Origin of the sequence: Granulicella sp. dw_53 (assembly GCF_018449545.1) — a bacterium.
In the GTDB taxonomy this organism is placed as follows: domain Bacteria; phylum Acidobacteriota; class Terriglobia; order Terriglobales; family Acidobacteriaceae; genus Edaphobacter.
The window spans coordinates 273,900-300,423 of sequence record NZ_JAAVUR010000002.1 but is presented as its reverse complement, the minus strand read 5'-3'; the positions used below and the strand labels follow the sequence as shown (position 1 = coordinate 300,423).

Annotated in this window: 25 protein-coding genes; 10 read left to right on the top strand and 15 right to left on the bottom strand. The window is 59.9% G+C overall.

The window, feature by feature from the left end:
- Positions 1 to 24: 24 nt before the first annotated feature.
- The 5 genes from HB393_RS04205 to HB393_RS04185 are packed head-to-tail and all read right to left on the bottom strand — an operon-like array spanning position 25 to position 5,451.
- Positions 25 to 978, bottom strand: a complete 954-nt coding sequence (locus HB393_RS04205; RefSeq protein ID WP_213803897.1) for a CpsD/CapB family tyrosine-protein kinase — start codon at positions 976 to 978, stop codon at positions 25 to 27.
- Positions 975 to 1,907, bottom strand: a complete 933-nt coding sequence (locus HB393_RS04200) for an AAA family ATPase (protein ID WP_213803896.1) — start codon at positions 1,905 to 1,907, stop codon at positions 975 to 977. Before HB393_RS04200 ends, HB393_RS04205 begins: the two co-directional genes overlap by 4 nt.
- A gap of 2 nt (positions 1,908 to 1,909) precedes the next feature.
- A complete protein-coding gene (locus HB393_RS04195) occupies positions 1,910 to 3,448 on the bottom strand; it encodes a Wzz/FepE/Etk N-terminal domain-containing protein (protein WP_213803895.1) in 1,539 nt (512 codons plus the stop codon).
- A gap of 9 nt (positions 3,449 to 3,457) precedes the next feature.
- Positions 3,458 to 4,765 (bottom strand): hypothetical protein, encoded by a 1,308-nt coding sequence (locus tag HB393_RS04190; protein WP_213803894.1) that lies wholly within the window; start codon positions 4,763 to 4,765, stop codon positions 3,458 to 3,460.
- 11 nt (positions 4,766 to 4,776) lie between these two features.
- Positions 4,777 to 5,451 (bottom strand): polysaccharide biosynthesis/export family protein, encoded by a 675-nt coding sequence (locus HB393_RS04185; RefSeq protein ID WP_255550780.1) that lies wholly within the window; start codon positions 5,449 to 5,451, stop codon positions 4,777 to 4,779.
- Positions 5,452 to 5,888: 437 nt separating this feature from the next.
- Here HB393_RS04185 and HB393_RS04180 point away from each other — a divergent pair, with 437 nt between their 5' ends.
- The 3 genes from HB393_RS04180 (at position 5,889) to HB393_RS04170 (ending at position 9,915) form a co-directional block, all read left to right on the top strand.
- On the top strand, positions 5,889 to 6,824 hold the full coding sequence (locus HB393_RS04180) for an exosortase/archaeosortase family protein (protein ID WP_345945020.1): 936 nt from the start codon (positions 5,889 to 5,891) through the stop codon (positions 6,822 to 6,824).
- Positions 6,821 to 7,504: an exosortase C-terminal domain/associated protein EpsI gene (locus HB393_RS04175; protein WP_213803893.1), complete on the top strand. Its 684-nt coding sequence runs from the start codon at positions 6,821 to 6,823 to the stop codon at positions 7,502 to 7,504. The genes HB393_RS04180 and HB393_RS04175 overlap by 4 nt, the downstream gene beginning before the upstream one ends.
- 113 nt (positions 7,505 to 7,617) lie before the next feature.
- Complete coding sequence (locus tag HB393_RS04170) at positions 7,618 to 9,915, top strand: tetratricopeptide repeat protein (protein ID WP_213803892.1); 2,298 nt, start codon at positions 7,618 to 7,620, stop codon at positions 9,913 to 9,915.
- A 72-nt stretch (positions 9,916 to 9,987) separates the two neighbouring features.
- Here the strand turns inward: HB393_RS04170 and HB393_RS04165 are convergent, their stop codons facing one another.
- Positions 9,988 to 11,481 carry an amidohydrolase family protein gene (locus HB393_RS04165; protein WP_255550779.1) on the bottom strand — a complete coding sequence of 498 codons (1,494 nt, stop codon included), beginning with the start codon at positions 11,479 to 11,481 and terminating at the stop codon, positions 9,988 to 9,990.
- A 506-nt stretch (positions 11,482 to 11,987) separates the two neighbouring features.
- On the opposite strand from HB393_RS04165, the gene HB393_RS04160 reads away from it, so the two are divergent.
- Entirely contained in the window at positions 11,988 to 13,118 is a 1,131-nt protein-coding gene (locus tag HB393_RS04160; protein ID WP_213803891.1) for a histidinol-phosphate transaminase, read from the top strand.
- Between the two features lie 82 nt (positions 13,119 to 13,200).
- The gene (locus HB393_RS04155) at positions 13,201 to 13,704 is read left to right on the top strand and encodes a carboxymuconolactone decarboxylase family protein (protein ID WP_213803890.1); all 504 of its coding nucleotides are present in this window, start codon (positions 13,201 to 13,203) and stop codon (positions 13,702 to 13,704) included.
- Positions 13,705 to 13,791: 87 nt separating this feature from the next.
- Here HB393_RS04155 and HB393_RS04150 read toward each other — a convergent pair whose 3' ends face one another.
- Positions 13,792 to 15,528, bottom strand: a complete 1,737-nt coding sequence (locus HB393_RS04150; RefSeq protein ID WP_255550778.1) for a S1 RNA-binding domain-containing protein — start codon at positions 15,526 to 15,528, stop codon at positions 13,792 to 13,794.
- Positions 15,529 to 15,667: 139 nt separating this feature from the next.
- Here HB393_RS04150 and HB393_RS04145 point away from each other — a divergent pair, with 139 nt between their 5' ends.
- Both HB393_RS04145 and HB393_RS04140 read left to right on the top strand, forming a co-directional pair.
- On the top strand, positions 15,668 to 17,155 hold the full coding sequence (locus tag HB393_RS04145; protein ID WP_213803889.1) for a metallophosphoesterase: 1,488 nt from the start codon (positions 15,668 to 15,670) through the stop codon (positions 17,153 to 17,155).
- A gap of 37 nt (positions 17,156 to 17,192) precedes the next feature.
- On the top strand, positions 17,193 to 17,867 hold the full coding sequence (locus HB393_RS04140) for a HisA/HisF-related TIM barrel protein (protein WP_213803888.1): 675 nt from the start codon (positions 17,193 to 17,195) through the stop codon (positions 17,865 to 17,867).
- Between the two features lie 18 nt (positions 17,868 to 17,885).
- Here HB393_RS04140 and HB393_RS04135 read toward each other — a convergent pair whose 3' ends face one another.
- Positions 17,886 to 18,908, bottom strand: a complete 1,023-nt coding sequence (locus tag HB393_RS04135; RefSeq protein ID WP_213803887.1) for a VWA domain-containing protein — start codon at positions 18,906 to 18,908, stop codon at positions 17,886 to 17,888.
- A 56-nt stretch (positions 18,909 to 18,964) separates the two neighbouring features.
- Complete coding sequence (locus HB393_RS25050; protein ID WP_255550777.1) at positions 18,965 to 19,444, bottom strand: DMT family transporter; 480 nt, start codon at positions 19,442 to 19,444, stop codon at positions 18,965 to 18,967.
- A 4-nt stretch (positions 19,445 to 19,448) separates the two neighbouring features.
- On the opposite strand from HB393_RS25050, the gene HB393_RS25045 reads away from it, so the two are divergent.
- Positions 19,449 to 19,598 (top strand): hypothetical protein, encoded by a 150-nt coding sequence (locus HB393_RS25045; RefSeq protein WP_255550776.1) that lies wholly within the window; start codon positions 19,449 to 19,451, stop codon positions 19,596 to 19,598.
- Between the two features lie 321 nt (positions 19,599 to 19,919).
- Here the strand turns inward: HB393_RS25045 and HB393_RS04125 are convergent, their stop codons facing one another.
- The 3 genes from HB393_RS04125 to tatA all read right to left on the bottom strand — a co-directional run bounded on the left by HB393_RS04125 (position 19,920) and on the right by tatA (position 22,568).
- A complete protein-coding gene (locus HB393_RS04125) occupies positions 19,920 to 21,290 on the bottom strand; it encodes a VWA domain-containing protein (RefSeq protein WP_213803885.1) in 1,371 nt (456 codons plus the stop codon).
- Positions 21,291 to 21,464: 174 nt separating this feature from the next.
- Positions 21,465 to 22,271, bottom strand: a complete 807-nt coding sequence (locus HB393_RS04120) for a PPK2 family polyphosphate kinase (RefSeq protein WP_213803884.1) — start codon at positions 22,269 to 22,271, stop codon at positions 21,465 to 21,467.
- A gap of 78 nt (positions 22,272 to 22,349) precedes the next feature.
- Positions 22,350 to 22,568 carry a twin-arginine translocase TatA/TatE family subunit gene (gene tatA, locus HB393_RS04115; RefSeq protein ID WP_213803883.1) on the bottom strand — a complete coding sequence of 73 codons (219 nt, stop codon included), beginning with the start codon at positions 22,566 to 22,568 and terminating at the stop codon, positions 22,350 to 22,352.
- 154 nt (positions 22,569 to 22,722) lie between these two features.
- On the opposite strand from tatA, the gene HB393_RS04110 reads away from it, so the two are divergent.
- Positions 22,723 to 23,502 carry a hypothetical protein gene (locus HB393_RS04110; RefSeq protein WP_213803882.1) on the top strand — a complete coding sequence of 260 codons (780 nt, stop codon included), beginning with the start codon at positions 22,723 to 22,725 and terminating at the stop codon, positions 23,500 to 23,502.
- Between the two features lie 113 nt (positions 23,503 to 23,615).
- Here the strand turns inward: HB393_RS04110 and glgC are convergent, their stop codons facing one another.
- The 3 genes from glgC to HB393_RS04095 all read right to left on the bottom strand — a co-directional run bounded on the left by glgC (position 23,616) and on the right by HB393_RS04095 (position 25,880).
- Entirely contained in the window at positions 23,616 to 24,878 is a 1,263-nt protein-coding gene (gene glgC, locus HB393_RS04105) for a glucose-1-phosphate adenylyltransferase (protein ID WP_213803881.1), read from the bottom strand.
- A 349-nt stretch (positions 24,879 to 25,227) separates the two neighbouring features.
- Positions 25,228 to 25,548: a hypothetical protein gene (locus HB393_RS04100; RefSeq protein ID WP_213803880.1), complete on the bottom strand. Its 321-nt coding sequence runs from the start codon at positions 25,546 to 25,548 to the stop codon at positions 25,228 to 25,230.
- A 188-nt stretch (positions 25,549 to 25,736) separates the two neighbouring features.
- Positions 25,737 to 25,880, bottom strand: a complete 144-nt coding sequence (locus HB393_RS04095; RefSeq protein ID WP_213803879.1) for a hypothetical protein — start codon at positions 25,878 to 25,880, stop codon at positions 25,737 to 25,739.
- Positions 25,881 to 26,005: 125 nt separating this feature from the next.
- Here HB393_RS04095 and HB393_RS04090 point away from each other — a divergent pair, with 125 nt between their 5' ends.
- Positions 26,006 to 26,521 (top strand): hypothetical protein, encoded by a 516-nt coding sequence (locus HB393_RS04090; protein ID WP_213803878.1) that lies wholly within the window; start codon positions 26,006 to 26,008, stop codon positions 26,519 to 26,521.
- The last annotated feature ends 3 nt before the right edge of the window (positions 26,522 to 26,524 follow it).

Sequence of the window (26,524 nt, the reverse complement as noted above, 5' to 3'; positions counted from 1 at the left end):
TGTGTCGCGTGCTCCATCCTGTTGTTACTCTTCTTTTTCCGCGTCGTAGCCGTAGTAGGTTCCGACCTGGGGCGCCTGTTCGATCGCATTCAGTACAAAGCCGAGGATGTTCGAGGCCTTAAGCTCACTCTGCGCTCTCTGCGCCACGGGGAACTTCGTGACTCCTCCACGCGCAACCAGCAGCACTCCATCGCACGACCTCGCCAGGTTGACCGCGTCCGAGACGGGAAGCACCGGCGACGAGTCCACGATGATCCAGTCGAAGTACGGAGAGGCGGCTCGTATGAGTTCTCCAAATCTTGGATTGCCAGAAAGATCGGCAGCCTTGTCGCCTCCGTTGCCTCCAGCGATAAAGGTCAGGTTCGGCAGAATGGCTGCTCCCTGCTTGCCCAGCGCGGGAGCGTCCTCCGCTCGCTGCATCACTTCTATCATCTCTGCTTTACCCGCGAGATAATCGGCCAATCCTGGATGCGGCTGACAGCCGAGCAACTGATGCAAGGTGTAGCGGCGCATATCACCATCGATGAGCAGAACCTTGCTGTTCTTGTGCCGCGCCAGGCTGACCGCCAGATTGGCTGCGACGAAGCTCTTTCCCTCCTGCGGAAGTCCACTGCTGACGAGGATCGACTTGAGGGGATGGATGTCGCGCAGCTCGTGGATGCGGGAGCGCAGGCTGCGGAACTGCTCCACCGCCGGACCACGTTCCTGCAGTGATGGAAGCTGCGTGTAGTTGGGGGTCCAGGTGTGCCTCGGGACGTTGTTGAGATCCAGCGCGGGCGCGGCATACGGGGATAGAATCTCGGGCGCCTCTACCTCAAACTCGCGTTCGCGGGTCAGGTCAGGGCGCTGTCCTACGGGAATCTCGTACTCCGCAACGGCGGCCTCGGAGCGCAGACCGTTGGGTATGGTCTGCTGGCTGCCTTGGGTTGCCTTTCGTTCCGACTCGGCTTTTTGTAGCGCTTCGTAGATCCGGCTCATCGGTCCTGTCTCCCGTTCTGTTCGTCATTGAAAGCAGGCATAAAGCCTGATGAGTCTCTCGATGCATTGCGGGTTCCGTGCCCGCCTGCCCCTAGACCCGCGGTAGAGAGTAGAAAGGGCTGGGTCTCCAACTCTAACTCGGCTGCCACGCTTTCGATGATGGGTACTGTCACCTGCTGAATCTGTTCGACGTAGGCGTTGATCAACGCGTGCTCGCATATGAGGTTGATGATGCGCGGAATTCCGCGGCTGTAACGATGGATCAGCTCGAGGGTCTCAGGCGGAAAGATCTGCCAGGAGGCGCCGGCGATTCTGAGCCGCTCGGCTACGTAGGCCTGTGTCTGAACCTCGGTTAGCGACTGCGTTCTGCACCATAGCGACACGCGCTGTCGTAGCTGGCGGACGCTGGGGTGCCGCAGCTTCTCTTCGAGCTCGGGCTGGCCGGAGAGAACGATCTGCAACAGCTTCTCCGAGGAGGTCTCCAAGTTTGTGAGGAGGCGGATCTCTTCCAGCAGGTCCCAGGAGAGGTTCTGCGCCTCGTCGACGACGACGACGCAGGTCTCTTCCATGCGGAATCGCTCGATCAACCAGCGGTTCAGTTGAAGCAGCATTCCGGACTTGGTCCGGGTAGTCGGCACGAGGCCGAAGTCCGTCAGGACAAACTCCAGGAAGTCCAGCACGTCGAGACGTGGATTGAAGACGAATGCGGTGGAGACGCGCCGGTTGCTGAACGAGCTGAGCGCCCGTCGCAGCAGCGTCGTCTTGCCGGTGCCTACCTCCCCGGTGAGGACGGTGAATCCCTTGCGTGCGGAGATGCCGTACTCCAGGCAGGCCAGCGCCTCGCGGGTGTGGGGCATCATGTAGAGAAAACGCGGGTCCGGGCTGGTTCCGAAGGGACTGCTTTGCAGTTTGAAAAAGGACTTATACATGGCTATCTACCTGCGTTCATCAGCGGAGTGTTCGCTGGTATGGCCTTGTTTCTTCGTCCGCGTAGATTGAATCGACTCTTCGTCTCCTGCGGGGCGGCATCGGCTGTAAGAGAGATCATGCCGAGCGTGGGCAGCTTGGTAAAGGCCCAGAGATCGCGTTCGCTGCGGATCGCAGTGTCGCGATACTCGATCCAGGCCACGATGAGCAAGCCAAGCATCATCCCAGCTCCCAGTCCGCCGCCAAGGAATGCGCCGCGCTTCGGAAAGGAGGGTCCCTCAGGCAGGTTCGGCTCATCCATTAGCTTGAACTGCTCGCCTTGCTGTCTGCGTTCAAGATCGGTCGCCATCTTGGACTGGTTCATCTTCTGCAACAGATCGTCGTAGAAGCCCTGAGCCGTCTGATAGTCGCGTGTGAGCTGCTTGTACTCCGCCTGGACGGTCGGGCTGGAGGAGATCCTGTCCTGATACTGCCGAAGTTGCGATTGAATGTTCATCTGGTCGCGCTTCTTCTGCGCGATTCCCATGTCCAGCGAGTGCAACTGCGCTCGCATCGAGACGATGTTGGCTGGCTCCGGTCCCTTCGGCGCGCTGGATACGGGCGCTGGAGAGGAAGAGGGAGCGGGCGCCTTGGCCATCTGGGCGCGGAGCTCTCTGATCTTGCGGCGTGTCGAGACGACGTCCGGATAGTCTTCCGTGTAGCGCGAGGTTAGATCCGCCTCCTGCGCGATGAGCTGCGTGAGCTCTGCCTGCTGAGTCTGCGGCTGCACCTTCTGCTGATCGGACGCTGGAAGGTCGCGGGTCTGCGAGGCCAGCATGGTCTCGCCGTAGGTCTTGTCGCTCTCCATGCGGGCGAGTGCCTGGGTCGCTGCTTCCAACTGGGTGTTCAGGCTGGTGAGCATGGTCATGTTGGTGGTCTCTTCCCCGGGCAGGCGGCCTGCATAGGTGCGCTGGAAGGCGGCCAGCTTGGAGTCCTGTTCGTCGAGGTTCCGCTTGGCGTCACTCAACTGCTGCTTCAGAAATTCGGTTGTACCCTGCGCGGACTGTTCGCGGGCGTGAAGATTTTCGCTGATGAACAGAGAGGTAATCTCGCCGCAGACCTGCTGAGCCGTATGTGCATCCCCCGCCTTGAACGAGATGAAGAACCCCGGCAGCCCGCCCGTGCGTGCGATCTGAGATTCGATCGGCTTGATCTGGATGTCCTTGCGCACCTTGTCGATTCGGCCATCCATCCCCATGCCACTTGTGCCGTAGAGGTTGAATCGCTCGATGATCGGCTGCAGCCGCGACCGGCTGAGGATCTGCTCCTGCATCGACGCTAGCCGCGCATTCAGATCTTCGGAGACGATCGGCTTTACGTAGTTATCCGGAACCTTTTGCTGCTCAATCAAGACCAAAGTCTGTGAGATGTACTCCGGCTGGACGAAAAACGTCAGCCCCACTCCCACAATTGCGAAGATGATGGCCGGTACGATTACGATCCACCAGCGTTTCTTCAGGATAGTAAAGTAATCGTCGACCGATAGCGCCCGATGTCCAAGCATGGTGACTCCTTAAAACTGACCGAGACGAGTCTGTCTCGGCGAAAATGTGATTCCAATGGAAAAGACCTGAGAGAAGCCGCTGAAGGCGTTCCGGGCGGCAAGGGAGCTGTCGATCGATTGGTGAATCCCGGTATAGGCGCCAAAGGCTGACAGGGAGTTGGTAAGTCGCCGGCTCACCTGAGTCCCGGCGAAGAGAGAGGATGCAGCTCCGTTGATGGCCAAACCCGAGGTGCGCGTGTAGGCACCCATAAGGGATCCCGACCAGTTCCGTCCGAACGTTCGCTGCGCAGAGGCTGAGACCGTATCCGAAATCGACCCGGTCTGCACACCCGAGCCGTTGTTCACGCCTCGGCTGTAGGCCAGGTTGAATGTGGTCGTCTTCCTTACGTATGAGATGCTGGCGCCGGCCTGAACCGTCAACAAGGCTGGAACCTGTGTCCCTGTGGTTAAGTTCGGCGATATGACGGTGAAGCTATTCACCCATTGCGGTCCGGCTGAGACTTGAAAGCTGACCGCCTTGGAGATCTGCCTCGAGTACTGCAGGCTCAGGCCACGCGTCGTGAAGGTGGTCGGATTATCGACATACGAGAAGTTCGAGTATTGGGCGCTGAGACTCATACTGCTACGATGGTTCAGGACTCGATTCACACTGACCTGGCCGCTGACCTGATTGCTGTCGAGCGACTGGGTTCCGCTGCTGGTATCTCCTATGAACCGAAGGATGCCGTAGCTTGCTGAGCCGCTGACCGAGGTGCGGCCGTTGATCTGTCGCTCGATAGTTCCGTTCGCCGCGTTGCTGATTCTCTTGCCGTAGTTCGTCAGCACCGACTGCGCCGGAAGTGTTGGGTCAGGCAGAGGCACCAGGCCGAGATCGCCGACGCCGGGAATTCCGGAGAGGCCGGTGGTGGGGGACTGGGGCAGAAACGAGATCGTATCCGAGGCTCCCAACGCCCATCCATGACCCACTAGGCCCTGCGAGATCGTTAGGGACTGGTACGTCTGAGTTCCCTGCCCTGCGAAGCTGTTGAACAATACGCCACCGGAGTAAAGCAGCAGCGTCGGATGGACGGTGCTGGGCGAGATGTACTCGGCGTTCCCGGAGAGGTTCGTCGTAGCCGTCGTGCCGGAGGTGCTGTTGAGCCCCGTCTGAATCAGCTCGGAGGCAGTGAGGGAGTACTGAAAGCTTCCATCGATCGCCGGCAGATTCGGCCCTGGGTTGAACCGTGGTTCGGCGATCGCCGCCGTAGGTGTAGCCTGGCCGCGCAGCAGCCTGCCCGTGCCCATCAAAATTACAAACGCAGCCATTGATACCTTCATCGAATACCTCATCATGGGACCACGATTGTATCGCCAGGCTGTAGCGAGATTAGTTGCTTGTTATCACCCTTGAGCGCGAGTTTGTAGTTGAACGGAATCTTCACCTGTTTGCCCTGGCCACCGCGAAGAATGTAGATATGCTTCGAGTTCGCGAAGGCGGTCACACCGCCAGCCGCGCTGATCGCCTGAAGCGGCGTCATTCCTGGCGACAACATCAACGGTCCGACCTTGCCCACCTCGCCGATCACGAAGATCCGCTGACTGTTCACCGCGGTGACCACGACCGAGACGCTCGGATCCTGGATGTACTTCTTGAGCTTGGCTTCGATATTCTTGCCCAACTGCATCGGCGTCAGACCTGCGGCGGGAACATCGCCCACCAGGACCATGGAGATCATCCCGTCAGGACGCACCGGAAAGGTCCCGGTCATCGTGGGTTCCTTCCACACTGTGACCTGGAGCGAGTCCTCCGCCCCAATGATGTAGCTTGAGCTGTCGACCATGACCAGCGACTTGGGCTGGGTGATCGAAGGAGCTTGTTCGGTCGGCGCCGCGTCCGCCGGGGCGGTTGCAGGTGGTGTAGGGGTGCTCTGCGAGATTGCACTGAGCGGAGCCATCGCCAACAACAGGAGCGGCATACAGATCCCTCGTAGCCCGTTGAATCGGATCACACTATTCTTCTTCATTTCGTTTAGTTCCTATTATCCTGTCTTGCGGGAGCATTTACCGGGGTTTCTGGTAAGAGCCCGGTGATGCGTATCCATCTCTACACCGTGGGTGACAAAGTCTCTCCCACCATAGGACGCGTCTTACTACCCTCTTAGCACGATGAATGCCAAATATAGCTTGCTGGCTACAAATCAGATACGGGCCCGGGAATGACAGTCATAAGACGTGATATACCTTCCGTCTATCGGTAAACGTATAATCCCGCAGTTAGAAACTACCTGTACAGTCAATCCGTGTGCAGAAAATCAGCAGAGTGGGAAAATATTTTCCTCTTTTGTGCAACCGGAACTACCACTTTCGCCAGTTGAGATGCAAAACGGCAGCGTGCAAAGGTCTGTGATTCATCGAATGACGGCCCTAAAAATGTGGCCAATAGATTGCATACAGGTGATTTGTGAAGTATACCGCCCCTATCTCCGCAGCCGAAGCTTCAGAGTCCGAACCGTACGTTATCCAACCGGAACAAGCTCGAACTCCCGATCTTTCCATGCGTCGCTGGCTTCCTGTCGCGGTTCTCGTTCTGCTTCTGATCGCAGTCTACTTCCGCATCGCCGGCAAACTTGTCTTTGATTGGTACGACATACCGGACTACTCGCACGGCTTTCTGGTCCCGCTCTTCTCCATCTACATTATGTGGGAAAACCGGGAGGTCCTTCGTAACACTTCCGTTCGCCCCTCCTGGTCTGGGCTTCCTCTGGTCCTTCTCGGACTTGCCATCGTTATCCTGGGAGTCTTTGGAGCGGACCTCTTTCTCTCCCGCATCTCCTTCCTCATCTTGACCGCCGGCCTTATCTGGACCTTTCTTGGCATGGAGATGCTGAAGGCCCTGCGTTTCCCGCTGCTTACACTGCTTTTAGCGATCCCGTTTCCGGAGATCGTCTTCAACAAGATCACCTTTCCCCTCCAACTCCTGGCCTCCGATCTCGCCAGCTCTGTACTACCCATCTTCGGAGTTCCCGTGCTCCATGAGGGCAATGTGATCGAGCTTCCGGTCATGAAGCTCGAGGTCGCGGAGGCCTGCAGTGGCATCCGTTCCCTGATGAGCCTCTTCACGCTGGCCATCTTCTACGGTTACTTTCTCGAGAAGACCGTCTGGCGGCGCGTCATTCTTGCCCTCGCCAGCGTTCCCATCGCGGTCGCTGCCAACGCTGCGCGTATCGTTGGGACGGGCTTGTGCGTCCAATACTGGAACCCCGACAAGGCGATGGGCTTCTTTCACGAGTTCTCCGGCTGGGTCATGTTCGTCATCTCTCTCTGCTTCCTCTATCTCGTCCACCGCTTGATGAATCTTGTCGCACCTTCGTCAATGCTGGATAAAAAGGCAATATGAAATCTCCTCGCTTCTGGACCGTCGTCCTTCTTCTCTTCTGTACCGCTCTCGTCCTCCACAGCCGTGGAGACAGCGACAAGGTGCCCTACAGCCAGCCTCTAAGCCAGCTGCCCCAGACCATCGGACCCTGGACCTCCCGCGACCTGCCCATGGACGATGCCGTTCTCGCCATCCTTGGCAAGGGCGACTTTCTCAACCGCATCTATACCGGGCCTCGCACCTTTGTGAAGCGGGTCTCCTCGACCGACGCACAGAGTGACGGCGCAGCGCCTGTCAGCCTCTTTATCGGCTACTTCCCCACGCAGCGGACTGGCCAGTCCATCCACTCTCCGCAGCACTGCCTGCCCGGCGCCGGCTGGACCTTTGAATCCTCCCGCTACACCAATCTCACTGCCGACGACGGCAAGGTGTACCGGGTGGGCGAGTACGTCATCAGCGACGGCACCTCCCGGCAGTTCGTCCTCTACTGGTACCAGGCCCACGGCCGCAGTATTGCCAACGAATACACCGCCAAGTTCTATATGATTGCCGATGCAATTCGTCTCAATCGAACCGACGGCGCCATCGTTCGGGTCATCTCTCCCGTACTCCCGACCGAGGCCGTCGCCGACGCACGCGAGCGGGTGATTCGCTTTACCGGGCAGATGGCTCCATCTCTGCCTCGCTTCATCCCCGAATAGAACATCTTCGGGAGATCTTCCTGCTCCGTGTCCGGGTTCGCCGCGGCAGGGAAATACAATTCACAGTCCCCTACAATCTTGGTTTGCAGTCTTGAGTTGAGGAAAATAACGCGATGAAAAAAACACTGATTCCTGCACCCTTCCGGTTCTCGGCGACGTTGGCCGCGTCACTTGTCTTGATCTCTGCCCTGGGCTGCCATCGCGATCCGAACGTTCAAAAGCAGAAGTACTTTGAGAGCGGCAAACGCTTCGCCGCGCAAGGCAAGTACAAGGAAGCGACCATCCAGTTTGCCAACGCCTTGAAGGTCGATAAGAACTTCGCAGAGGCTCACTATGAGCTCGCCAAGGTCTACATCAAGAGCAACGCCATGATGCAGGGCTACTCCGAGCTGGCCCGCACCGTCGATCTTCAGCCCGCCAATCTCCAGGCGCGCGTCGACCTCGGCAACATGCTTCTCGCCGGCAACCAGCCGCAACGTGCCGCCGAGCAGGCCAACGCCGTGCTCGCGGTCGACAGCAACAACGCCGAGGCCCACGCGCTCCTCTCCAGCATCGCGGCCAGCAAGGCGGACCGTCCCACCGCGATGGCCGAGATCCAGAAGGCGCTCCTGGTCGAACCCAACAAGGCCAGCTATCACGCCGCGCTGGGCCTGATTCAGAGCTCCGATCCTGCCTCCGGCAACGCCGCCGAAGACCAGCTCCGCAAGGCCGTCGAGCTCGATCCCAAGAACGCCACCGCCCGCTTCGTTCTCGCCTCGCTGCTGGAGCGCAAGGGCGACCGTCCCGGCGCGCTGGAGCAGATGAAGGCCGCCGTCGCAGCCGATCCCAAGAACGCGCAGGCCCGCGGCAATCTCGCCGGACTCTATCTGCGCTCGGGAGACAAGACCAACGCCGAAGAGACCCTTCGCCTGGCCGCCGATGAACTGAACGACTCCAAGGACGCAGCCGCGATGCTGCGCGGCTACTATGCGCAGACCGGCCAAGCCGATAAGTCTGAGCCCGCCTACGCCGCCCTGGTCGCCAAGCATCCCAAGAGCGTCCCGCTCCGGCTCGAATATGCCCGCGTTCTGCTGGCTCGACAGGATGTTCCGAAGGCGCGGGGCGTCGTCGCCGAGCTGGTCAAATCCGACCCCAACGATCCTGACGTCGCCGTGATCAACGCCACCTTCCTGCTCAACGATGGCAAGTCCGGCGAGGCCTTCGACATCCTGCAGAAGGCGGCCAAGAACAATCCTCAGAACCTCCAGGTCAAGATCTGGCTCGGCCGCGCTGCCGCCGCCAAGGGAGACACCGCGGCGGCAGAGCAGAGCTTCCGCGACGCCACCCGCATCAACCCCAAGAGCGTCGAAGCGCTCAGCGGACTGGCCCAGACCGCGCTCCTCAAGAAGGACTACTCGCTGCTGATTCAGGTCGCCGAGTCCACCATGGCCATCGCTCCGCAGCTCTCCAATCCCTATGTCTGGCGCGGCCTGGCCGAGATGAGCCAGAAGGAGCTCGACAAGGCCAAGGCGGACTTCCATCAGGCCCTGAAGCTCAACGACAAGGAGGCGACGGCTTCGCTTCAATTGGCGCAGATCGCGCTCTCCGAGAACAAGCTGCCCGAGGCCCGTACCCTGCTGGAGCAGACACTGGCCAGCAACCCTACCTCCGGCCCCGCCCTGAGCCTGCTGACCCGGCTCGATCTCTACCAGAAGCAGCCAGCCAAGGCGATCAGTCGTATCCAGGACCTGATCACCAAGTTCCCCCAGCGTAGCGAGCTCTACGACCAGCTCTCCGAGGTTCAGCGCTCCACCGGCGATCTGCCCGGCGCGCTCGCCTCAGGCGAAAAGGCCATGAAGCTGAACCCCAACGACGGCGAGGCCATCACCGTCTACACTCGCGCTCTGCTCACCGGCGGCAACGTAGACAAGGCGATCGCCTCCTGGCAGCAATGGACCACCGACCATCCCCGCGACGCACAGGCCAACGCGCTGCTCGGCACGCTCATAGAGTCCAAGGGCGACCGGGATAAGGCCGCCGTCTACTACAAGAAGGCCCTGGAGATTCAGCCCGACCAGCCCGTCGCCGCCAACAACCTCGCCTACATCATGATCGAGACCGGACAGAACATCGACGTCGCCCTCTCGCTCGCCCAGACGGCCCGCCGCGTTCTGCCTGACTCACCCAGCTCCGCCGATACTCTCGCCTGGGCCTACTATCACAAGGGCTCTTACCTCAACGCGCGGGATCTTCTCGAAGAGAACCTGAAGACCACCCCGGCCAACGCCTCGCTCCAGTACCACCTTGGGATGACCTACCTCAAGCTCTCCGACAAACCCAACGCCCTGCTCCACCTCAAGAAGGCATCCGACCTGGATCCCAAGGGCTCTACCGGAGACGACGCACGCAAGGCCCTCACCACGGCCAGCTAAAACGTCTCATCGTTCCCGAGCATCAGTAGTAAACGACATCAGGCCACAGGGCTAACCTGTGGCCTGATGTCGTTAGCGCTGTCCCGCGACGCCCGCCACGGAGGCTTGCAGCTTCGCCGAGTCCCATCCAATGCCCTTCTTGAAGACAATCTCCGGCTTGCGGATCGTCGAGACCTCGTGTTCGAAGTCTCCATTCAAGAGCAGTAGATCAGCCTGCATCCCTGGTGCTACCGTTCCGATGATGCTCTCACGGCCCAGATACTTCGCCGCATGGCTGGAGTAGATCGCTACTGCCTCAGCCTGCGAAAATCCTGCGTTCACCAACAGCTCCATCTCGCGCTGATCGCCATATCCAGCGATAACGCCGCCAATTCCGGTAGGATCACAGCCTGCCATCAGCAACCCACCCTGACGCTGGAACTCGCGCTCGAACTCCATCTCCTTCTTGAGGACCTGCGCCATCGCCTCCGGAGATTGATAGCGAGGATGCTCTCGGATTACACCTCGCAGGTTCAGGAAATCGCTCCACGAAGTCGGACTCAAAGCCGACTTTGTCGCCTGCAGACTCTCGAGCGGCGGCTGATCCGGTTCGAAGTCCTCATAGATCGCCAGCGTCGAGGTGAGCGCGACATGATGCGAGATCATCGTGTGGATCAGTCCTTGTAGTTCAGGCCCGTGAACATCGAGCTGCGTAACGGAACGTGCGGCCTGCGCATCCGCCGGCAGGCAGACCCCTGGTTTCTTGCGCGGATCGAACTCCGTATCGGCCGACAGCCCATGTTCGAGATTGTCGATTCCCATCTCGATCGCCTCTGTGAACCCCACAGAACACAGATGCCCCGTCAGCTTGGCGCCATGCGCATGTGCTGCATCGATCGCCGACTTGAGCTCCGCGGGCGTGATGAACATATACGCCTTGAACGAGGTCGCGCCGCGCTTGCTCCAATAGTCCACCGTCTCCCGCGCATCCTCTGGGCTCGTCAGCGACTGGTTCTGCAAGATCATGTTTGGCCTGCCATCAAGGTACGGCCCGGTCACATCGAGATCGGGTCCCGCCTGTGTTCCCTGCTCGATCGCGTTCTTCAGCGCCAGGTCCGCTACTGGCTCGATCGAGCCGGTGGTGCGTGCTGTCGTAATCCCTGCGGCGAGGTAGAGTCGCGGCGCAGACTCGGCCTGCTCGGTGGCCAGAAGCGGATGCCCTACTCCCCCTCCGGCGGAGATATAAAACAGGTGCTCGTGCATACCGATCAGTCCTGGAAGGAGCGTCTTTCCATGCCCATCCAGAACGCTGGCCGTAGGCGGGATCGTAATGGAGGAGGTTGGCCCCACAGCCGCGATTTTGCCATGATCGACGAGGACCGTTTGATCATGCTTCGGTGGCTCTCCTGAGCCGTCGAATAACGTGACATGAGTCAGTGCGACGACCGGAGCATTGGTGCGAATCAGGGAGCTAAGAGGAGATGGTGTTGGAGCGGCTTGAGAGACCGCATATTGCCCCAAGGAGGCTACAGCCAGACCGCTTAGCATGACTGAAAATGGAAAAGTTCGCAGGCTCAGGATCGACATCGTTACATATTAGCTTTGACCGAACGACAAACGGAAAAGTTGTCCTCTCATTCATCAACATTGTTTTCATTGGACAAGAGACTGTTCCGAGCCGGGAAACACGTTCTCGGAGGTGGCGGGAATACGTCCTTTGAGAACGTGTTTAACCTAGCAGCGAAAGAGTTTAACCTCTTAAGAAATGGTTCTCCATGGCCATGTAAATACTCAATTCCGCAATCGGTTCTTATTGTGCCTTGCGTGCGCTGAACCAGAGGGCATACAACAACATATCGTTCGGATGGCTGTGGAAGGGCGGCAGGGATGTCACCACGCGTCGATCCTCTGGTCTATTGATCTATGGATTATCCGTAGATCAGAGGATCGGAGGACCACACACGATCTTCGTCGGTTCTAACGCATCAGATAACTCCACAAGTCACGACGTGCTACTCTCCGCAATTCGCCTCTGCTCGTGACGCTTTGTATGCTGAGCAGGTGTTACCCATTCGAGAGGAGCGAATGCATCTATGTCGATCGATCTAAGCCGCCGCACTCTACTCAAAAGCTCCGGGGCCGTACTGGGCGCAAGCGTCATCGCCTCCCGGTCTGCCTTTGCTTCAGGGGGACCCTTGTATCAACAAGCTTCGCCGGAGCGAACGATCCGGCTCTCATTCAATGAAAATCCCTACGGTCCGTCACCCCAGGTCGCCGCGGCAGTTCAGCGCGAGCTGACCCGGCTCAATCGCTACGCGGACAACGCGGCAGGCAAACACCTCGCGGAAGAGATCGCAGCCTACGAGCGTGTTCCCGTGGAACAGGTCGTCCTCGGCGAGATCCTTGGCTTTCTGGGCCTCTACCTTGGCAGCCAGGGCGGACCGGGCGGTGAGTTCCTCTACTCGACGCCAGGCTATCTCGCCCTCATCGACGCAGCAGCGCGAGTAGGCGGAGTAGGCGTGCCCGTTCCCTTGAACGCACAGTACTGCAACGATCTGCCCGCGCTCAAAGCGAAGCTGACCGAGCGAACGCGCGCGATCTATCTCGTCAATCCTCACAACCCCACCGGCACCGTCAACGACGACAAGGACTTCAAGCGCTTCCTGCTGGAGAGCTCGCAGCACGCCGTCGCCATCGTGGACGAGGCGTACCTCGAGTACACTCCGGACTTCGCCTCCCGCTCCGCCGTCTCACTGGTGCGCGATGGAGCCAACGTGATGGTCTTCCGCACCTTCGACAAGATCCACGCCCTTGCGGGAATGCCCATCGGCTACGTGCTCGCACCTCGCGCCCTCGCCGATGCCTTGCGCAAGCAGGGAGCAGGCGATGCGGAGTCCCTGGGCCGCATGAACATCGTCGCCGCCTCTGCCGCACTGCGGGATACCGCCCAAGTAGAGCGCACCCGCAAGACCGTCGCACACGAGCGCGAGACATGGCTCTCGGTGCTGCGCGATCTGAAGCTCGAACACACCCAGACGAGCGCGAACTTCGTCTTCTTCAACGCAGGGCAGCCACAGCCGAAGCTTGCGGCTGCGATGCTCGCCCAGGGCGTAGACATCGGCCGAGCCCACCCGCCCTATACCAACTGGGCACGCATCACCATCGGTCTGCCGGAAGAGAACCGCCGCGCCCAGGCCGCCCTCAAAAGCAGCTTAGGCGGATAGGAACTTCGCATCGTCAGGGACTCTTTGACTGACGCCGTTACGCATGTCTTTTTTTTGATGAGTTGAATGGAAAGGAAAATCTGTGGCACTCGTAAGCGAGGTTGACGATAGCGTCTTCCAACAACTACCCCGATCGGAAATGATCGCAAATCTGTTACGTATTATCTTTCACTCTCCCGCGTGGGCCACGGAGTTCATGCAGCTCGCTACGGTGCAGATGTCCCAGCTCGCGTTGGAGCCGAAGACGCGGGAGTTCGTGGTCTTGTACACCAGCCGCATCTGCCACTCGGACTACGTCTGGAAGCTGCATGGAGGTTTCGCACAGACCTTCGGCATCTCCGCAGAGGAACTCCGTGCACTCGATCAGAGAGATCTAACCTCAACGGTCTTTTCGGAGAAGTATCGAGCTCTGCTGACGTATGTCTCGAAGATCGCAAACTCCACGTCCTTCACGGACGAGAATCTTGCTCGTGTACGAGAGCACTTCAGCGATCAGGAGTTAGTCGAAGTAATCGGTGTTCATGGCTATGCGTACACTGTATCGAAACTTACTACAGTGCTCGATATAGAGGTTGAGCCAACATAATCAGTATACCCATCAACGAGAGACGAATCGTTGATGGGTATACTTTCTTGCTTCAATTCCATCCGCTCAACTCGCCCTAAACGCGCTTCAGGCAAGTTCGAGTTCGATCTGCTTGGCTTCCAGATTCAACGTCGAGATACGGAAGCTGCGAATCTGACCGGGAGCAGGAACCTCGGACTTAGGCTTGGCAGAGGCGGCAGGTGCAGCCCCCTGCCACTTGGCCTTGAGGAGTGAACTGAAGGCCGAAAGGTCGACCGCGCCGCTGCTGGCCGGAGCAGCCTCTTCTTGTACCGCAACCGGCAGGATGCAGGGAGCGAAGATGCCTTCGCCCAGCTCCACGCGAGCCTTGTTGTTCGAGATGTCGATGATGCGGCCGGTGACGGTGTCGCCCTGCTTGTGGTCAGCCAGGAACTCGTCGAGGTCGCTGGGGATGAGCTGCTTGATGGAGAGACGCACTTGGCGCTTCTGCTTGTCGACGTCGAGGATCTGAGCCTTGACCACCTCGCCGATGCGCAGAACGTCGGTGGGGTGGTTGAGGCGCTTCTCCGCGGTGATCTCGCTGATGTGGATCATGCCTTCGATGCCTTCAGCGAGCTGAACAAATGCTCCGAACTTGGTGAAGCTGACGACCGGAGCCTCGACTGCGGAGCCTACTGGGAACTTCTCCGCGACATCCGCCCACGGATCGCCCAGGGCCTGCTTCAGGCCGAGCCCGATGCGCTTGGCGTCGGTGTCGATGGAGAGGATAACCGCCTCGACGGTATCGCCGATCTTGACCATATCGCTGGGCTTGCGCACCTTCTTGCCCCACGACATCTCCGAGATGTGAACCAGGCCCTCGACGCCGGGCTCAAGCTCCACAAAGGAGCCAAAATCAGCATCGCGGCTAACCGTACCGGTGACGCGGTCGCCGATCTTGTACTTCTCGGGCACCGAGTCCCAGGGATGCGCCAGAAGCTGCTTGAGGCCGAGCGAGATCTTGCCAGTGGCAGGATCGATCTTCAGCACCTTGAGATCGAGTTCATCGCCCGCCGTGAGGACGTCCTCAGGCTTGGTGACCCGCGTCCACGCCATGTCGCTGATGTGGAGCAAGCCGTCAGTGCCGCCAATGTCGACGAAGGCGCCGTAGGGAGCAAGAGAACGCACCGTGCCATGGACGATCTGGTCGACCTGGATCTCGGCGAGCCGGGTGGCCTTGGTAAGCTTCTCCTCCTCTTCCACGACGGAGCGGCGGTCGACGACGACATCTTCGTCCTCGACGTCGAGCTTGGTGATGCGGACGCGAATCTGCTGGCCGACCAGCTTCTCCATCTCCGCTGCATCGCGCGTGCCGCTGCGAGAGGCCGGAAGGAAGGCGCGAGCGCCAACATCGACCGTAAGGCCGCCTTTGACCACGGCAGTGACCGTCCCCGCAACGATCCCCTTGGCCGCAAAGGCCTCTTCCAGCGAGGAGAAGTCCTTCGGCTGCGCGAACTTGAGCAGAGAGAGCTGATAGTAGCCATCCTCGTCGCGCCCCTTGACGGTGACGATGAAGGAATCGCCGACAGCAGGCGGAGTCGTGAAGGCCGTAAGCGGCAGAATTCCCTCGGTCTTGTAGCCGATGTCGAGGAGCACGGAGTCCGCGGTGATAGCGGCGACGGTGGCGTTGATCTGCTTCTGGCCCGTCTCAGAGACGCTGGCGTGGCTCTGGTCGTACTGCTTCAGGAGGTCCTGGAAGGACTCCTGGGTCTCGGAGGCTTCGGAAGCTTCAGCGGTCTCGGGAACTTCGGTGACTTCAGGGGAGGCGGGGGACTCGGGGGCGTTAGTGTCGGTCATATTGGACATGGGGTGGGCCGTACTCATTTTGGCATAACTGAATGGTCTCGCGGGCTGGACGGCCTCCCAGCCCCGTCGAACGGAGGTTGTGGGGTAGGCTGGAATGAGGCTGTTTGACCGCCAAGATGAGGATTTAAGGATCATGCGGATGAGGTTGGCTGATTTGCGGCGTTGGGCGGTTCTATGCGGACTGGCTTTGGGTATCACGGTAGTGGGTACGGAAGATCTGCAGGCTCAGGCAGGCAAGAAGACAGAGGCAAAGGAAGCGATTACGGCGCTGATGGTGAGCGATATCCACTTCGATCCGCTTCACGACCCAGGCAAGGCCCAGCGGCTCTTCGACGCGCAGGAGGGCGAGTGGAACGCCATCCTCGCCAGTGCACCCTCCCCGGATCAGACAGCGGCGTTCGCAAAGCTGCAAAAGGCCTGTGGAGCGAAGCGCTCCGACTCCCCCTATGCGCTGCTCCAGTCGAGCCTCGAAGCGATGAAGAAGAGTGCTCCCGACGCAAAGTTTGCTCTCATGAGTGGCGATCTGGTGGTGCATAACTTCGACTGCCGCTTCAAGACCATATTCCCAGAAAAGACAGCGCAGGACTACGCGACGTTTGTCGAAAAGACGGAGCGCTACGTCGTAGGACAGCTACGTCTATCGCTGGCAGGCCTGCCGGTGTACGTGACGCTGGGAAACAACGACTCAGGCTGCAAGGACTACGCCATGGATCGCGAGGACGCGTTCCTGAAGACGACACAGGCCGCAATGGTGGATGGACTCGCAGGATCCGCCAAGGAAAAGACGGCAGCGGCAGCGAGCTACTCGGACCTGGGAGATATGAGTCTGATGATGAAGGCTCCCATGCAGCGAACGCGGCTAATTGTGCTGAACGATATCTTTCAATCCAAGAGCCACCAGGGCTGCGACGGCAAGCCCCAGCCAGCAGCGGCGGATGCGCAGATCGCATGGCTGACCAAAGAGCTAGCCGAGGCCCGCCGAGAGAAGCAGAGAGTATGGGTGATGGGCCATATTCCAGCGGGCGTCGACCCCTACACCACCTTCTCGAAGTTCAAGGACATCTGCGGAGGAGAAGCTCCGGCGATGTTTCTCTCCTCGGAGCGGCTGGCGGATGTGATGGGACAGTACGCCGACGTGATCCGGCTGGGCATCTTCGGCCACTCGCACATGGACGAGATACGGTTGTTTGGAGCAGAGGAGGCCGGAGCGAAGGGCGGCAAGGTCGCCATCAAGATGGTCTCTTCGATCTCGCCCGTGGATGGAAATAACCCTTCCTTTACAGTCGCAAAAGTAAGCCCTGAGGACGCGCGCTTGCTGGACTTCGAGGTGATCGCCGCATCCAACCAAACAGGAGTAAGCACGACCTGGTCCAAGGAGTACGCGTACGGAGAGACCTTTCATCAACCGGACTTCTCCGCGGAAACCTTGAAGAGCCTCCTCGCCGACTTCACCGCCGACCCTGATGCGCGGACCGATATGAGCCGCGCGTACCTCACGCACTACTTTGTCGGAGACCAGACCCTGCTGCTGAAGTCGCTCTGGCCGCAGTACGTCTGCGCGCTGGATAACCATACAGCGAAGGGCTTCGCCGCATGCGTCTGTCCGGCAGCTTCGCCAGGCAAGTAACTTCAAGAAAGACTGTAAGACTGAGAGGATTTTCCGAATGTTGATTCCTTCAATCGATTTGATGGGTGGCCGTATTGTGCAACTCGTGCAGGGCGAAAAGCTGAAGCTCGCCTTCGACGACTTTGAGTATTGGATCGACCGCTTCAGCAAATACCCCGTCGTGCAACTAATCGACCTCGACGCCGCGATGCGCCAGGGCGAGAACCGTGCCCTAATCGAGATGATCTGCAAGCGGCTACCCTGCCAGGTCGGTGGCGGCCTGAAGACCGCCGAAGACGGCCGCGCCCTGCTGGCGGCAGGCGCAAAGCGAGTAATCTACGGCTCGTCTCTGTTCGGCGAAGCTGGCGTGAACAAGGACTTCGCCGCAGGGCTAAAGAAGGAGCTCGGAGAAGAAGCGCTGGTCTTCAGCGTCGACACCAAGGGCGGCAAAGTCGCCGTAAAAGGATGGAAGGACTCGGTGAACCTAACGCCCGAGGAAGCCATAACCTGGCTGGAAGACTACTGCGCCGCCTTCCTCTACACCCACGTCGACACCGAAGGAACGATGTCAGGCTTCCCGCTGGACGTAGCAGCAGTCCTGCGAGCCTGCACCGCGCGGCAGTTGATCGTCGCAGGCGGAATCAAAGAGCGCGCTGAGGTAGACGCCCTCGATGCCATGGGAGTCGATGCAGTCGCAGGAATGGCCGTCTACTCCGGAGCCATGGAGGCCTGATCCTAGGCGTACAGAAGCTTAGTCGTTGTCCGGACTATCAGCCATGGCATAGTAGCCCTTGCGAGTCTGAACCTTCTGTCCCGCCTGGCAAGTGATATTGATGGTGCGGAAGGTCCCATCCGCCTTGGCGTTGGTAGGCGTATAGCTGGCAAGATACTGCGTACGCAGCTCATCCTGAATCTGGTTGAAGGCGTCCTCGAGCTTCTTGCCGTTGTCCCCTACGTTGATCACGCGGCCGCCAGTGTCCCTGGCGAGCCGATCCATGTCGCCAGCGCCGGAGAAGCCGAAGTTACCGAAGCCCCCTCGATCCGCGATGAGAATGACGTAGATAATTGCGTTGGCCTTCTGCGCGGCCTCCGTGGCTGTCTTCAGCGTCTCCTGGGAGCCCTGATCGCCGCCATCGGTCAGCATGATGAGGACCTTGCGGCCAGCCTCCTGGCGAAGCTTGTCGTGGGCGGCAAGCGAGACGGCGTCGTAGAGAAGCGTGCCGCGAGGATTGCCGTTTCCAGTCACAGAGCCCGTGCCAGCGCCAGTGTTGATGGTGGCCTTTTCGATGGCGCGCTTCAGCTCCCGGGGGCTATTGGTGTAATCCGCAAGTAGATCGACGTTGATGTCGAACGAGATCAAAAACGCCTCATCCTTGGGCGTAAGAACATCCTTCAGAAACTCCGCGCCGGCCTGCTGTTCCATCGGCAGGACGTTCATCTGCGAGCCGCTGGTGTCCAGCAGGATCCCGATGGTAAGAGGAAGATTCTTCTCCTGGGTAAAGTTCTTCGTCTTCTGCAGGTCCTTGTTCTCGTAGATGCTGCAGTCGTCCTTGTGCAGATTGGTGATGAAGCCGTTCTTGTCGCGCACCGAGAAGTAGAGGTTCACCAGGTTGACGTTGACCTTGAGGGTCTGCGTATCGAGCCCCTCGATCTGCTGCGGACGGGCGTCGCTGGGTGGAGGCGGGCCTCCGGGAGACGGAGCCTCTTGAGCATGAAGGGCTGGGGCGAGGCAGAGAAGAGTTACGGCGGCAGAGGCCAAAAGCGGGAGACGCATACCCCATTAGACGACGGATCAGCCGCTTGGGACTACCAGAATCCAGGAATCGGAGTTTACAAGGTGATCAGGACGACCGCAGCCGCCGCCACCACCATGCCCAGCCCCTGGCGGCGGGTAGGCTTCTCCTTCAGCGTCCAGGCCGCCAGCAGGATCGTGGAGGCCGGGTAGAGCGACGCCAGCACGGCGGCCACATCCAGCCGGCCGGCCCGCGTGGCGGCGATAAACAGGAGATTCCCCGAGGTATCCAGGAGCGCGGTAGAGAGGCACCAGAGCACCGCAGCCCTGGGAAGGCTCAGACGTGTGTCTAGCCGCGTGTCTGGGCCGCTGCGGCCCCAGGAGACCGCCAGCAGCACCAGCGAGCAGGTGCTCAGGCTGCCCATGCGTGCCGTGGCCATCGGCCAGACCAGCCCGGCGCTCCCGGCGTACTTCAACGCGACAAAGTAGATTCCGAAGCCAATCCCCGAGACAACCGCAAGCGTCATCGTTCCCGACTGGGAGCCCCCTGCCTCAGGGCTGGGACCTCCTGCGATCATCCAAATGGCAATACCAGCGATCGCGAACCCGACGATGTGGCGAACGCCCGGAGAACCCTCCTGGCTGATCGAGACCGACGCCGGAATCGCAGCCGCCAGCAGGCCGCTGATCGCCGCCGACGCCCCCATGGCCCCTCGGGAGAGCGCGACATAGAAGCATGTGAGCGAGAGCCCCCCGGCGACGCCGGCTCCGATGCCGCTAAACAGCGCGATGCCGTGGGGAAAAGCGTCCCCTCGAAGACCCGCGATCACCAGCAGAACAGTAAAGCTCGTGGCATGGCTGAGCAGCACGACCCGCAGAGCGTCGCGCATGGTACCCCCGGCGTGCTTCACTCCCATGCCGCCGGAGAAGTCACCCCCGCCCCACAGAAAGGCCGCTGCAAGAGCCAGCAGCGGCCCCGCGGGCAAGTTGGAAAGATTCATTGCGGTCTCATCTTGACTGCGGCGGGAGGCACTCCCGCCACGATTAGCGTCCTTACTGCTGGCTGGACGGAGGCGGAGCCGACGGAGGAACAGCTCTCATCGGACGAGCCTCTTCGGCGGTCGGGTAGTAGCCCTTCTTGGAGATCACACGAAGATTGGGACGGAGGACGCGCACCTCGAGGTTGCGGTACTTGCCATCGATAAAGGGCTCGTGCGAGTAGTAGCCGACGGTGTACTGGGTCCGGACCTCTTCCGTGATGCGGGCGAAGCTCTGCTCGATGCCCTTCTGGCGAAACTCGGGATCGATCTGGCCGCCGGTAGCTTCGGTGTACAGGGGAAGAATATTGTCGCGCATCATGAACGGAAGGTGGATGCGATCCAGGAAGCCGACGCCTCCCAGAGAGGACTCACCGACCAGCGTCGCATAGACCGCGACCTTGTTGGTCTGGCAGAACTTGACGACGTCCTTGTACTTGGCGGTGCTGCCGTACTCCTTGCCATCGCTGATGACGTAGACGATGCGGCGGCGGTCCGGCCCGGCCTTGGAGGTAGCGACCGCGGCAGCCAGGATCGCGTCGTTCAGGGTGTGGACTTCCTTAGGCACGTTGAGCTGGTTGCTCTGGCTGCTGCCGTGGGAGGAGTTCACCAGCGGCATCACATTGTTCTGGGTGCCCCCATTGAGGTTGATGTTCTGCGAGAGCGGCCCGCTGGTATAGACCATGGCTCCCTCGCGGCCCGGCGACTTCGAGCGCTCGATCGCGGCGGCAAGGCGGGCGCTCTGCGCGGCCGTAAACTCGGTCTGCTGCTTGGGTCCGTTGTTATAGGTGAAGACGGCGACCATGTCATAGGGCGTGAACGCACCCTGTAGGGCCCCAATGGCGTTATTAATCTTCGTCATCGTCTGGAAAGGGACGCTCTGGTCGATCACAATGGCGACCGAGAGGGGGAACGGATCAACCGTAAACAGACGCATCTGCTGCCGGTAGCCGTTCTCGTAGATCCGAATCTCACGCCAGGTGATACCCGGGACAGGCTGGTTCTTGCTGTCCTTGACCGTAAAGGGAACCTGAACGAAGTTGACGTTGGTCGTCAGGGTAAAGGCCTTGGCTCCCTCACCAGGCGCAGGAAGCTCCGGCTGAGGACCGTCGTCGGCCTTCTGGGCTGCGGTCTCGGGCAACGCCGTGCCGGGGGCCTGCTTCTGGACGTCGTCCTGCGCGGCATCGCCGTTGGAGTCCGGAGTCGTGCCGCTGCCAGGAGCGATCCCCTGGGCGCCGGGCAGGATAGCCTGCGGGCGGGGTGAGTCCGGGATAGCCTGTTGTTGTTGCGGCCCATCAGGCAGCGGCGTGGGGGGCGTTGTCTGCTGTCCATTCTGTGCAGAACCCAACAGCGCTAACGTTCCTGCCAATACGATGTGCCTGACCAATTGAATTCTCCCTATTCCGTCCGGCGAAGGTGCTCCTTTGGAGACGCTTCGCGGAATCTTCCACTCATGAGACTACCAGCGCGACGGCTGTACCGTCACGCCGATCATGCTCTTTCTGGTTGGACGCAGGCCCCCTGTGGGACGTTGTCACCCACCGCCCTTACGGCAACCCTGTCACAGCTTGAACTTGGACGGATCCAGGACGGGCTTGGGGTACTTGAGCTTGAGATCCTTCAGGGCGCTCACCAGGATCGTGGAGATCGCAAGATTGCGGTACCACTTGTGGTCCGAGGGGATGACGAACCACGGAGCATGCTTATGGCTGGAGGAGGAGAGAATCTCCTCGTAGACGGCGGCGTACTGCGGCCAGAACCTCCGCTCCTCAAAGTCCGCCGGATCGAGCTTCCAGTGCTTGTCCGGGTCGTCCAGACGGGACTGGAGCCGCCGTGTCTGCTCCTCGTGTGAGATATGCAGGAAGAACTTCAGGATCACCACCCCATTGTCGGTCAGCGTCTGTTCGAACTTGTTGATATCTTCGAGCCGGCGGCGCGCCAGTTTGGACGAGATGACCTTGTGGACCCACGGAGAGAGAACATCCTCGTAGTGCGAGCGGTTGAAGATGCCAATATTACCGAGCGGGGGAACCGCGGCATGGGCACGCCACAGAAAATCGTGCCGGGCCTCCAGCGGAGTGGGAACCTTGAAGGAGGTGACGTCGCAGCCCTGCGGATTGATTCCAGAGAAGATGTGCCGCACAGTGCCGTCCTTGCCCGAGCCGTCCATGCCCTGCAGGACGATCAGGACCGCCTTCTTGCGGCCAGCGTATAGGACCTCCTGGAACTGATCCATGGCGGCCAAATGCTTGACAAGGATAGGAGCGGCAGCCTGCTCGGACTTGAGACCGCCCGTGTCGGTGGGGGAGAACTTCGACAGCCGGACAGCGGATTTAGACCGAATAGGCGAAAGCGGCTTGAGCTTCATGGTTGGGGAGCTCGATAGGCTAGCCGGGCAGGTACGGTTGCTCCTGCCCCTGCGTTAGGAGCCTTGTATGGCAGAGAACTAGACGTGCTTGACGGAGTCTTCCGGCTTGGGAGTGACGCTGTGCGCGGCATCGGCCGGCTTGTTCACATCGTCCGTAACGCCCTTCATGCCATCCTTGAACCCACGCAGACCTTCGCCGAGACCCTTGCCAAGCTCAGGCAGCTTCTTGCCGCCGAACAGGACCAGGACAACAACCGCGAGGACGATGAGGTGCATTGGTGTAAATAGTTCGCCCATAACTTATCTCCCATGCTGCCGGGCGACGGATGCACCGGCGGCAAGGACAATTGTCGCACAGGCGCGGCTTTGTGCGCTGTCGGAATGCTTACGCGGGACAGATAGGGCAGATCCGCGCCGAACGTTATATCTTGGATAGAGAAAATAAACAGAATTGCCGGGCTGGGCTAGGCCGGACGAGTTGAAGCGCGGAGCAGAGCGCAACGCTGAAGAAGATGCAGGAAAGAAGACCTTGAGAATGATGTTTGAGATGAAGAAGGCGTTGACGGGCAGCACCGGCGCGCGCGTTGTGAAGATGGCTACTCTGGCGGCTGGTTTTCTCCTGGCCGTGGGCGTCGTGCAGGCCAGGGCGCAGGCCGTCGCGACAGGAAACGGCAAGCTCGGACCGGCGGCTCCCGTAACCTACGCCAACAAGTGGGAGTTATACGGCGGCATCAACCTGATGACCTTCCAGGCAGGCCAGAACCTCCCCAAGCGGATGAACCTGGGCGGAGGCGAGATCCTCGGCACCTACTGGATCACCGACAAGATCGGCATCGCAGCGGACTACCGCGGCGAAGCGGGAACCACCCCCGTCGTCGCCAACCCCTACACGACCCGGCCTCTGGTCTACATGAATATGGGTATGGCTGGCGCACAGTACCGCGGACCGAAGAACCAGCACGCGGCCTTGAACTATCACGCCTACGGCGGCGTGGCCCACGGCGTCTTCGACAGCAGCACCGGCAACATCCCGGCGCAGTTCAACAATGTCGGCCTGTATTCGAACCGCACCAAGCCGATCTTCGCCCTGGGAGCCAGCATCGACTTCAACCGCTCAAAGAGACTCGCCGTCCGCCTCTCGCCCGATCTCATCATCGAGCACTTCGGAACCGAAACCCGCGAGTTCTTCGCCATCTCCGGCGGCGTGGTCTACCGCTTCGGAAAGAAATAAGCGCGTCACGGATCGCACGATTTAAAACCGGCACAGACAAACAAAAAGAGCGGATCACCCAACCAGGGCAGATCCGCTCTTTTGTTCTATACGCAATCGCGGTCGCCGCTCTCCTACCAGGTGCCCCCAGGCTGCAGGAACTCAGGCGATACAGGATTCTCATAGACCGAGTAATCCCGCGTAACCACCGTCAGTCCGCTGGACGAGACAAAGTAGTTCTTCTTATCCTCAGCCGGATCGTAGCCAATCACAGTCCCATCCGGAATATGGACGTCTCGGTCGATAATGGCGTGCCGGATGCGGCAGTGACGTCCCACATTGACGTGCGAGAAGATGATGCTCGAGTCGACATCCGCAAACGAGTTAACCCTCACATCGTGCGACACGACCGAGTTGCGAACCACCGCACCCGAGACGATAGACCCCGACGCAACGATAGAGTTGATCGCCATACCCGTACGTCCCGGCTCACCGAAGACGAACTTCGCCGGCGGATACTGATAAGGCCGCGTACGCATCGGCCAAGACTTATCGTAGAGGTTGAAGGTCGGCGTAACACCCGCAACGTCCATATTGGCCTCATAGTAGGCCTCGAGCGTACCCACATCGCGCCAGTACAGCGCCTTCTGCTTATTCTCGTCGACGAAGTTGAAGGCCTGCATCTTGAACCGTCCCAGCAGCTTGGGCAGAATATCGTGCCCAAAGTCGTGCTTGGAGTCCGGATCCTCCGAGTCCTTGATCAGCTCCGGCAACAGCACATCCGTATTGAACAGATAGATTCCCATGGACACATCGACCATGTCCGGATTGAACGGCGACCGCAGATTCGTCTCCTTCGGCTTCTCCACGAACCCCGTCACCTCGCCATTCCGGGCCACCTCCACCACTCCGAACGCCGAGACCTCGGACGGCGAGATCGGAAGCGTAGCCAGGGTAACGTCCGCCCCGGAGCTCTTATGGTGCTCCAGCATGCGTGCGTAGTTCATCTTGTAGATGTGGTCGCCCGACAGGATCAGCACGTACTTCGGCTCCTCGGAGCCGATGGAGTAGATGTTCTGATAGACCGCATCCGCCGTCCCCTGGTACCAGCTCTTGGACACCCGCTGCATCGGCGGCAGAATCTCGATGAACTCCCCTAGCTCATTGGCGACCACCGGGCCCCAGCCCTCGCGGATATGCCGGTTCAGCGAGAGCGCCTTGTACTGCGTAAGGATATAGACGTGGCGCAGATCCGAATTAATACAATTCGAGAGCGTGATATCGATGATGCGGTACTGGCCCGCAAACGGCACGGCGGGCTTCGCGCGGTCGCGAGTGAGGGGGAAGAGCCGTTCACCGGCACCACCGGCGAGAAGAACACCAAGCGTATCTCTCATAGTCCTACAACCTCAATCCATATCTTTAAAAAGGCCCTGGGTGATCTACTGCAAAGCTACATTGCTCGGATGCACAAACGGGTGCGCATGACTCGGAGAATCGAGAGTCTAACATGCTGTCATCACAACGCGAAGCAGTCGCGAGGTGAATATAGCGTTCAAAATAGAGATTCGAGAAAAAGAGAAGACGATCTCATCCCCAGCGCTGGCTGGAGAGATCAGAGAGGCTAGTGCGATATTCGCCAGACTGGACCCGCATAAGCTGGATCGTCATAAGACAGACAGGCCGGTCTCCGAAAGTTCCTTCGGATAAGAGTCGGCCTTGCAATGCAGCGATCGAACCGGAAAACTAAGGAGCGGAAGTATCGTCCGCGGCTCCCGGCAACGCTTCAGGATCCTGATCCTCTGTGAGGCTGATGCGGAGGGACTTCAAGAAATTCAGGTCATTACTAGTGAAGGGACCGTCTGCGATCTCCTCCGGGGCCTCGACACTCTCCGGCTCATCCTCGGCCACTTCATTCAGACCGATCGTTGCCTCAAGCATGAGAAGTACGTCGAAGCCCTGCTCGCGGATATTCTTGACCACCACGGCAATATCTTCGGACTCGGAGACAGATTCGTGAATCGCCTCCCCAAGCTTCTGAATAAGGTTCTTGACCTTCTGATTCAATGCCACCTCCGGCCTGCCCTATGGGTATCAACGCTCCGCGCATCGGGTATTCCCGGCCTGCGACCGGCGGGAACGGCATTGCGGGTACTGCTGGTGTACCTGGTGCTTATGGACACAATACGCTGTAGGAGGACTCGCCGCAACGGGATTTGGGGAGAAGAAAGAACCTAAGACACTTAGCCCCTTGACTACACCACCGTATGGTGGTCGGCCCACGCCTGTTCCAACCGGTGAGCCAGCTCCTGCATCGGGGCGGTACGTTTTGGACCCCAGAGAATGATCCCTGCCGCCGCGGCACAAACACCGGTTGCCATCCAAAGAAAGTTCTTCATCGTAATCTCTCCTTAACCTTCGACTTCGTTTAGAGTCTCTGAAACTTAGGTTGCTGCCGTCGATGTGGGTAGGATGCAAGCAATCGCAGCTTGGATGGGTGCCACGGAAAGGCTACACTTCGAATATGGACTCCGTTCGGTTTGGTCGGGTGTTGGGCATCGGAACTCGCCTGGCGGCAAAGACGGTCGCTGCGGCTGTAGACGCCGCCGTCGCGCCAAATCCCTCGCCAGCCAAGAACCCCTCAGCGCAACCAGCCGCCAACCAACCAGCCAGCCAGCCCACCAGCCGCGCAGCCGCCGTAGGCGGGCGCGTCGCCGAGCAGACCCGCCGCAAGACCGAGCAGGTCAAGCGAACCACCCAGGGAGTCAAGCAAGGCGGCAAGCGCTTCGGAGAATCGGTCTGGGGTCCCTTTACCAAGGCCGGCCGCGTCCTCTGGCTGGAGTTCACCGGCGTCTTCTTCGGCATCTTCGCCATCTACGGCCTCACCGAGGTCTGGCGGCAGCGCTCCTACTGGCGCGACTCCCCCGCCCACCACAACGAGCACATCCACCTCCTGATGGGCTGCCTCATGCTCGCCGTCTTCGGATACTTCACCTTCACCAGCTTCGCCCGGGCCCAGCGCCGCAACCGCCGCGGATAGCTC

Excerpts from the sequence above, each read along its gene's own strand:
- HB393_RS04165 (WP_255550779.1), bottom strand. The coding sequence starts at position 11,481 with ATGTCGATCCTGAGCCTGCGAACTTTTCCATTTTCAGTCATGCTAAGC.
- tatA (WP_213803883.1), bottom strand. The coding sequence starts at position 22,568 with ATGGGCGAACTATTTACACCAATGCACCTCATCGTCCTCGCGGTTGTT.
- HB393_RS04150 (WP_255550778.1), bottom strand. The coding sequence starts at position 15,528 with ATGTCCAATATGACCGACACTAACGCCCCCGAGTCCCCCGCCTCCCCT.
- HB393_RS25045 (WP_255550776.1), top strand. The coding sequence starts at position 19,449 with ATGGCAATACCAGCGATCGCGAACCCGACGATGTGGCGAACGCCCGGA.
- glgC (WP_213803881.1), bottom strand. The coding sequence starts at position 24,878 with ATGAGAGATACGCTTGGTGTTCTTCTCGCCGGTGGTGCCGGTGAACGG.
- HB393_RS04140 (WP_213803888.1), top strand. The coding sequence starts at position 17,193 with ATGTTGATTCCTTCAATCGATTTGATGGGTGGCCGTATTGTGCAACTC.
- HB393_RS25050 (WP_255550777.1), bottom strand. The coding sequence starts at position 19,444 with ATGATCGCAGGAGGTCCCAGCCCTGAGGCAGGGGGCTCCCAGTCGGGA.
- HB393_RS04190 (WP_213803894.1), bottom strand. The coding sequence starts at position 4,765 with ATGAAGGTATCAATGGCTGCGTTTGTAATTTTGATGGGCACGGGCAGG.
- HB393_RS04175 (WP_213803893.1), top strand. The coding sequence starts at position 6,821 with ATGAAATCTCCTCGCTTCTGGACCGTCGTCCTTCTTCTCTTCTGTACC.
- HB393_RS04160 (WP_213803891.1), top strand. The coding sequence starts at position 11,988 with ATGTCGATCGATCTAAGCCGCCGCACTCTACTCAAAAGCTCCGGGGCC.
- HB393_RS04205 (WP_213803897.1), bottom strand. The coding sequence starts at position 978 with ATGAGCCGGATCTACGAAGCGCTACAAAAAGCCGAGTCGGAACGAAAG.
- HB393_RS04090 (WP_213803878.1), top strand. The coding sequence starts at position 26,006 with ATGGACTCCGTTCGGTTTGGTCGGGTGTTGGGCATCGGAACTCGCCTG.
- HB393_RS04095 (WP_213803879.1), bottom strand. The coding sequence starts at position 25,880 with ATGAAGAACTTTCTTTGGATGGCAACCGGTGTTTGTGCCGCGGCGGCA.
- HB393_RS04145 (WP_213803889.1), top strand. The coding sequence starts at position 15,668 with ATGAGGTTGGCTGATTTGCGGCGTTGGGCGGTTCTATGCGGACTGGCT.
- HB393_RS04120 (WP_213803884.1), bottom strand. The coding sequence starts at position 22,271 with ATGAAGCTCAAGCCGCTTTCGCCTATTCGGTCTAAATCCGCTGTCCGG.
- HB393_RS04135 (WP_213803887.1), bottom strand. The coding sequence starts at position 18,908 with ATGCGTCTCCCGCTTTTGGCCTCTGCCGCCGTAACTCTTCTCTGCCTC.
- HB393_RS04200 (WP_213803896.1), bottom strand. The coding sequence starts at position 1,907 with ATGTATAAGTCCTTTTTCAAACTGCAAAGCAGTCCCTTCGGAACCAGC.
- HB393_RS04185 (WP_255550780.1), bottom strand. The coding sequence starts at position 5,451 with ATGAAGAAGAATAGTGTGATCCGATTCAACGGGCTACGAGGGATCTGT.
- HB393_RS04170 (WP_213803892.1), top strand. The coding sequence starts at position 7,618 with ATGAAAAAAACACTGATTCCTGCACCCTTCCGGTTCTCGGCGACGTTG.
- HB393_RS04195 (WP_213803895.1), bottom strand. The coding sequence starts at position 3,448 with ATGCTTGGACATCGGGCGCTATCGGTCGACGATTACTTTACTATCCTG.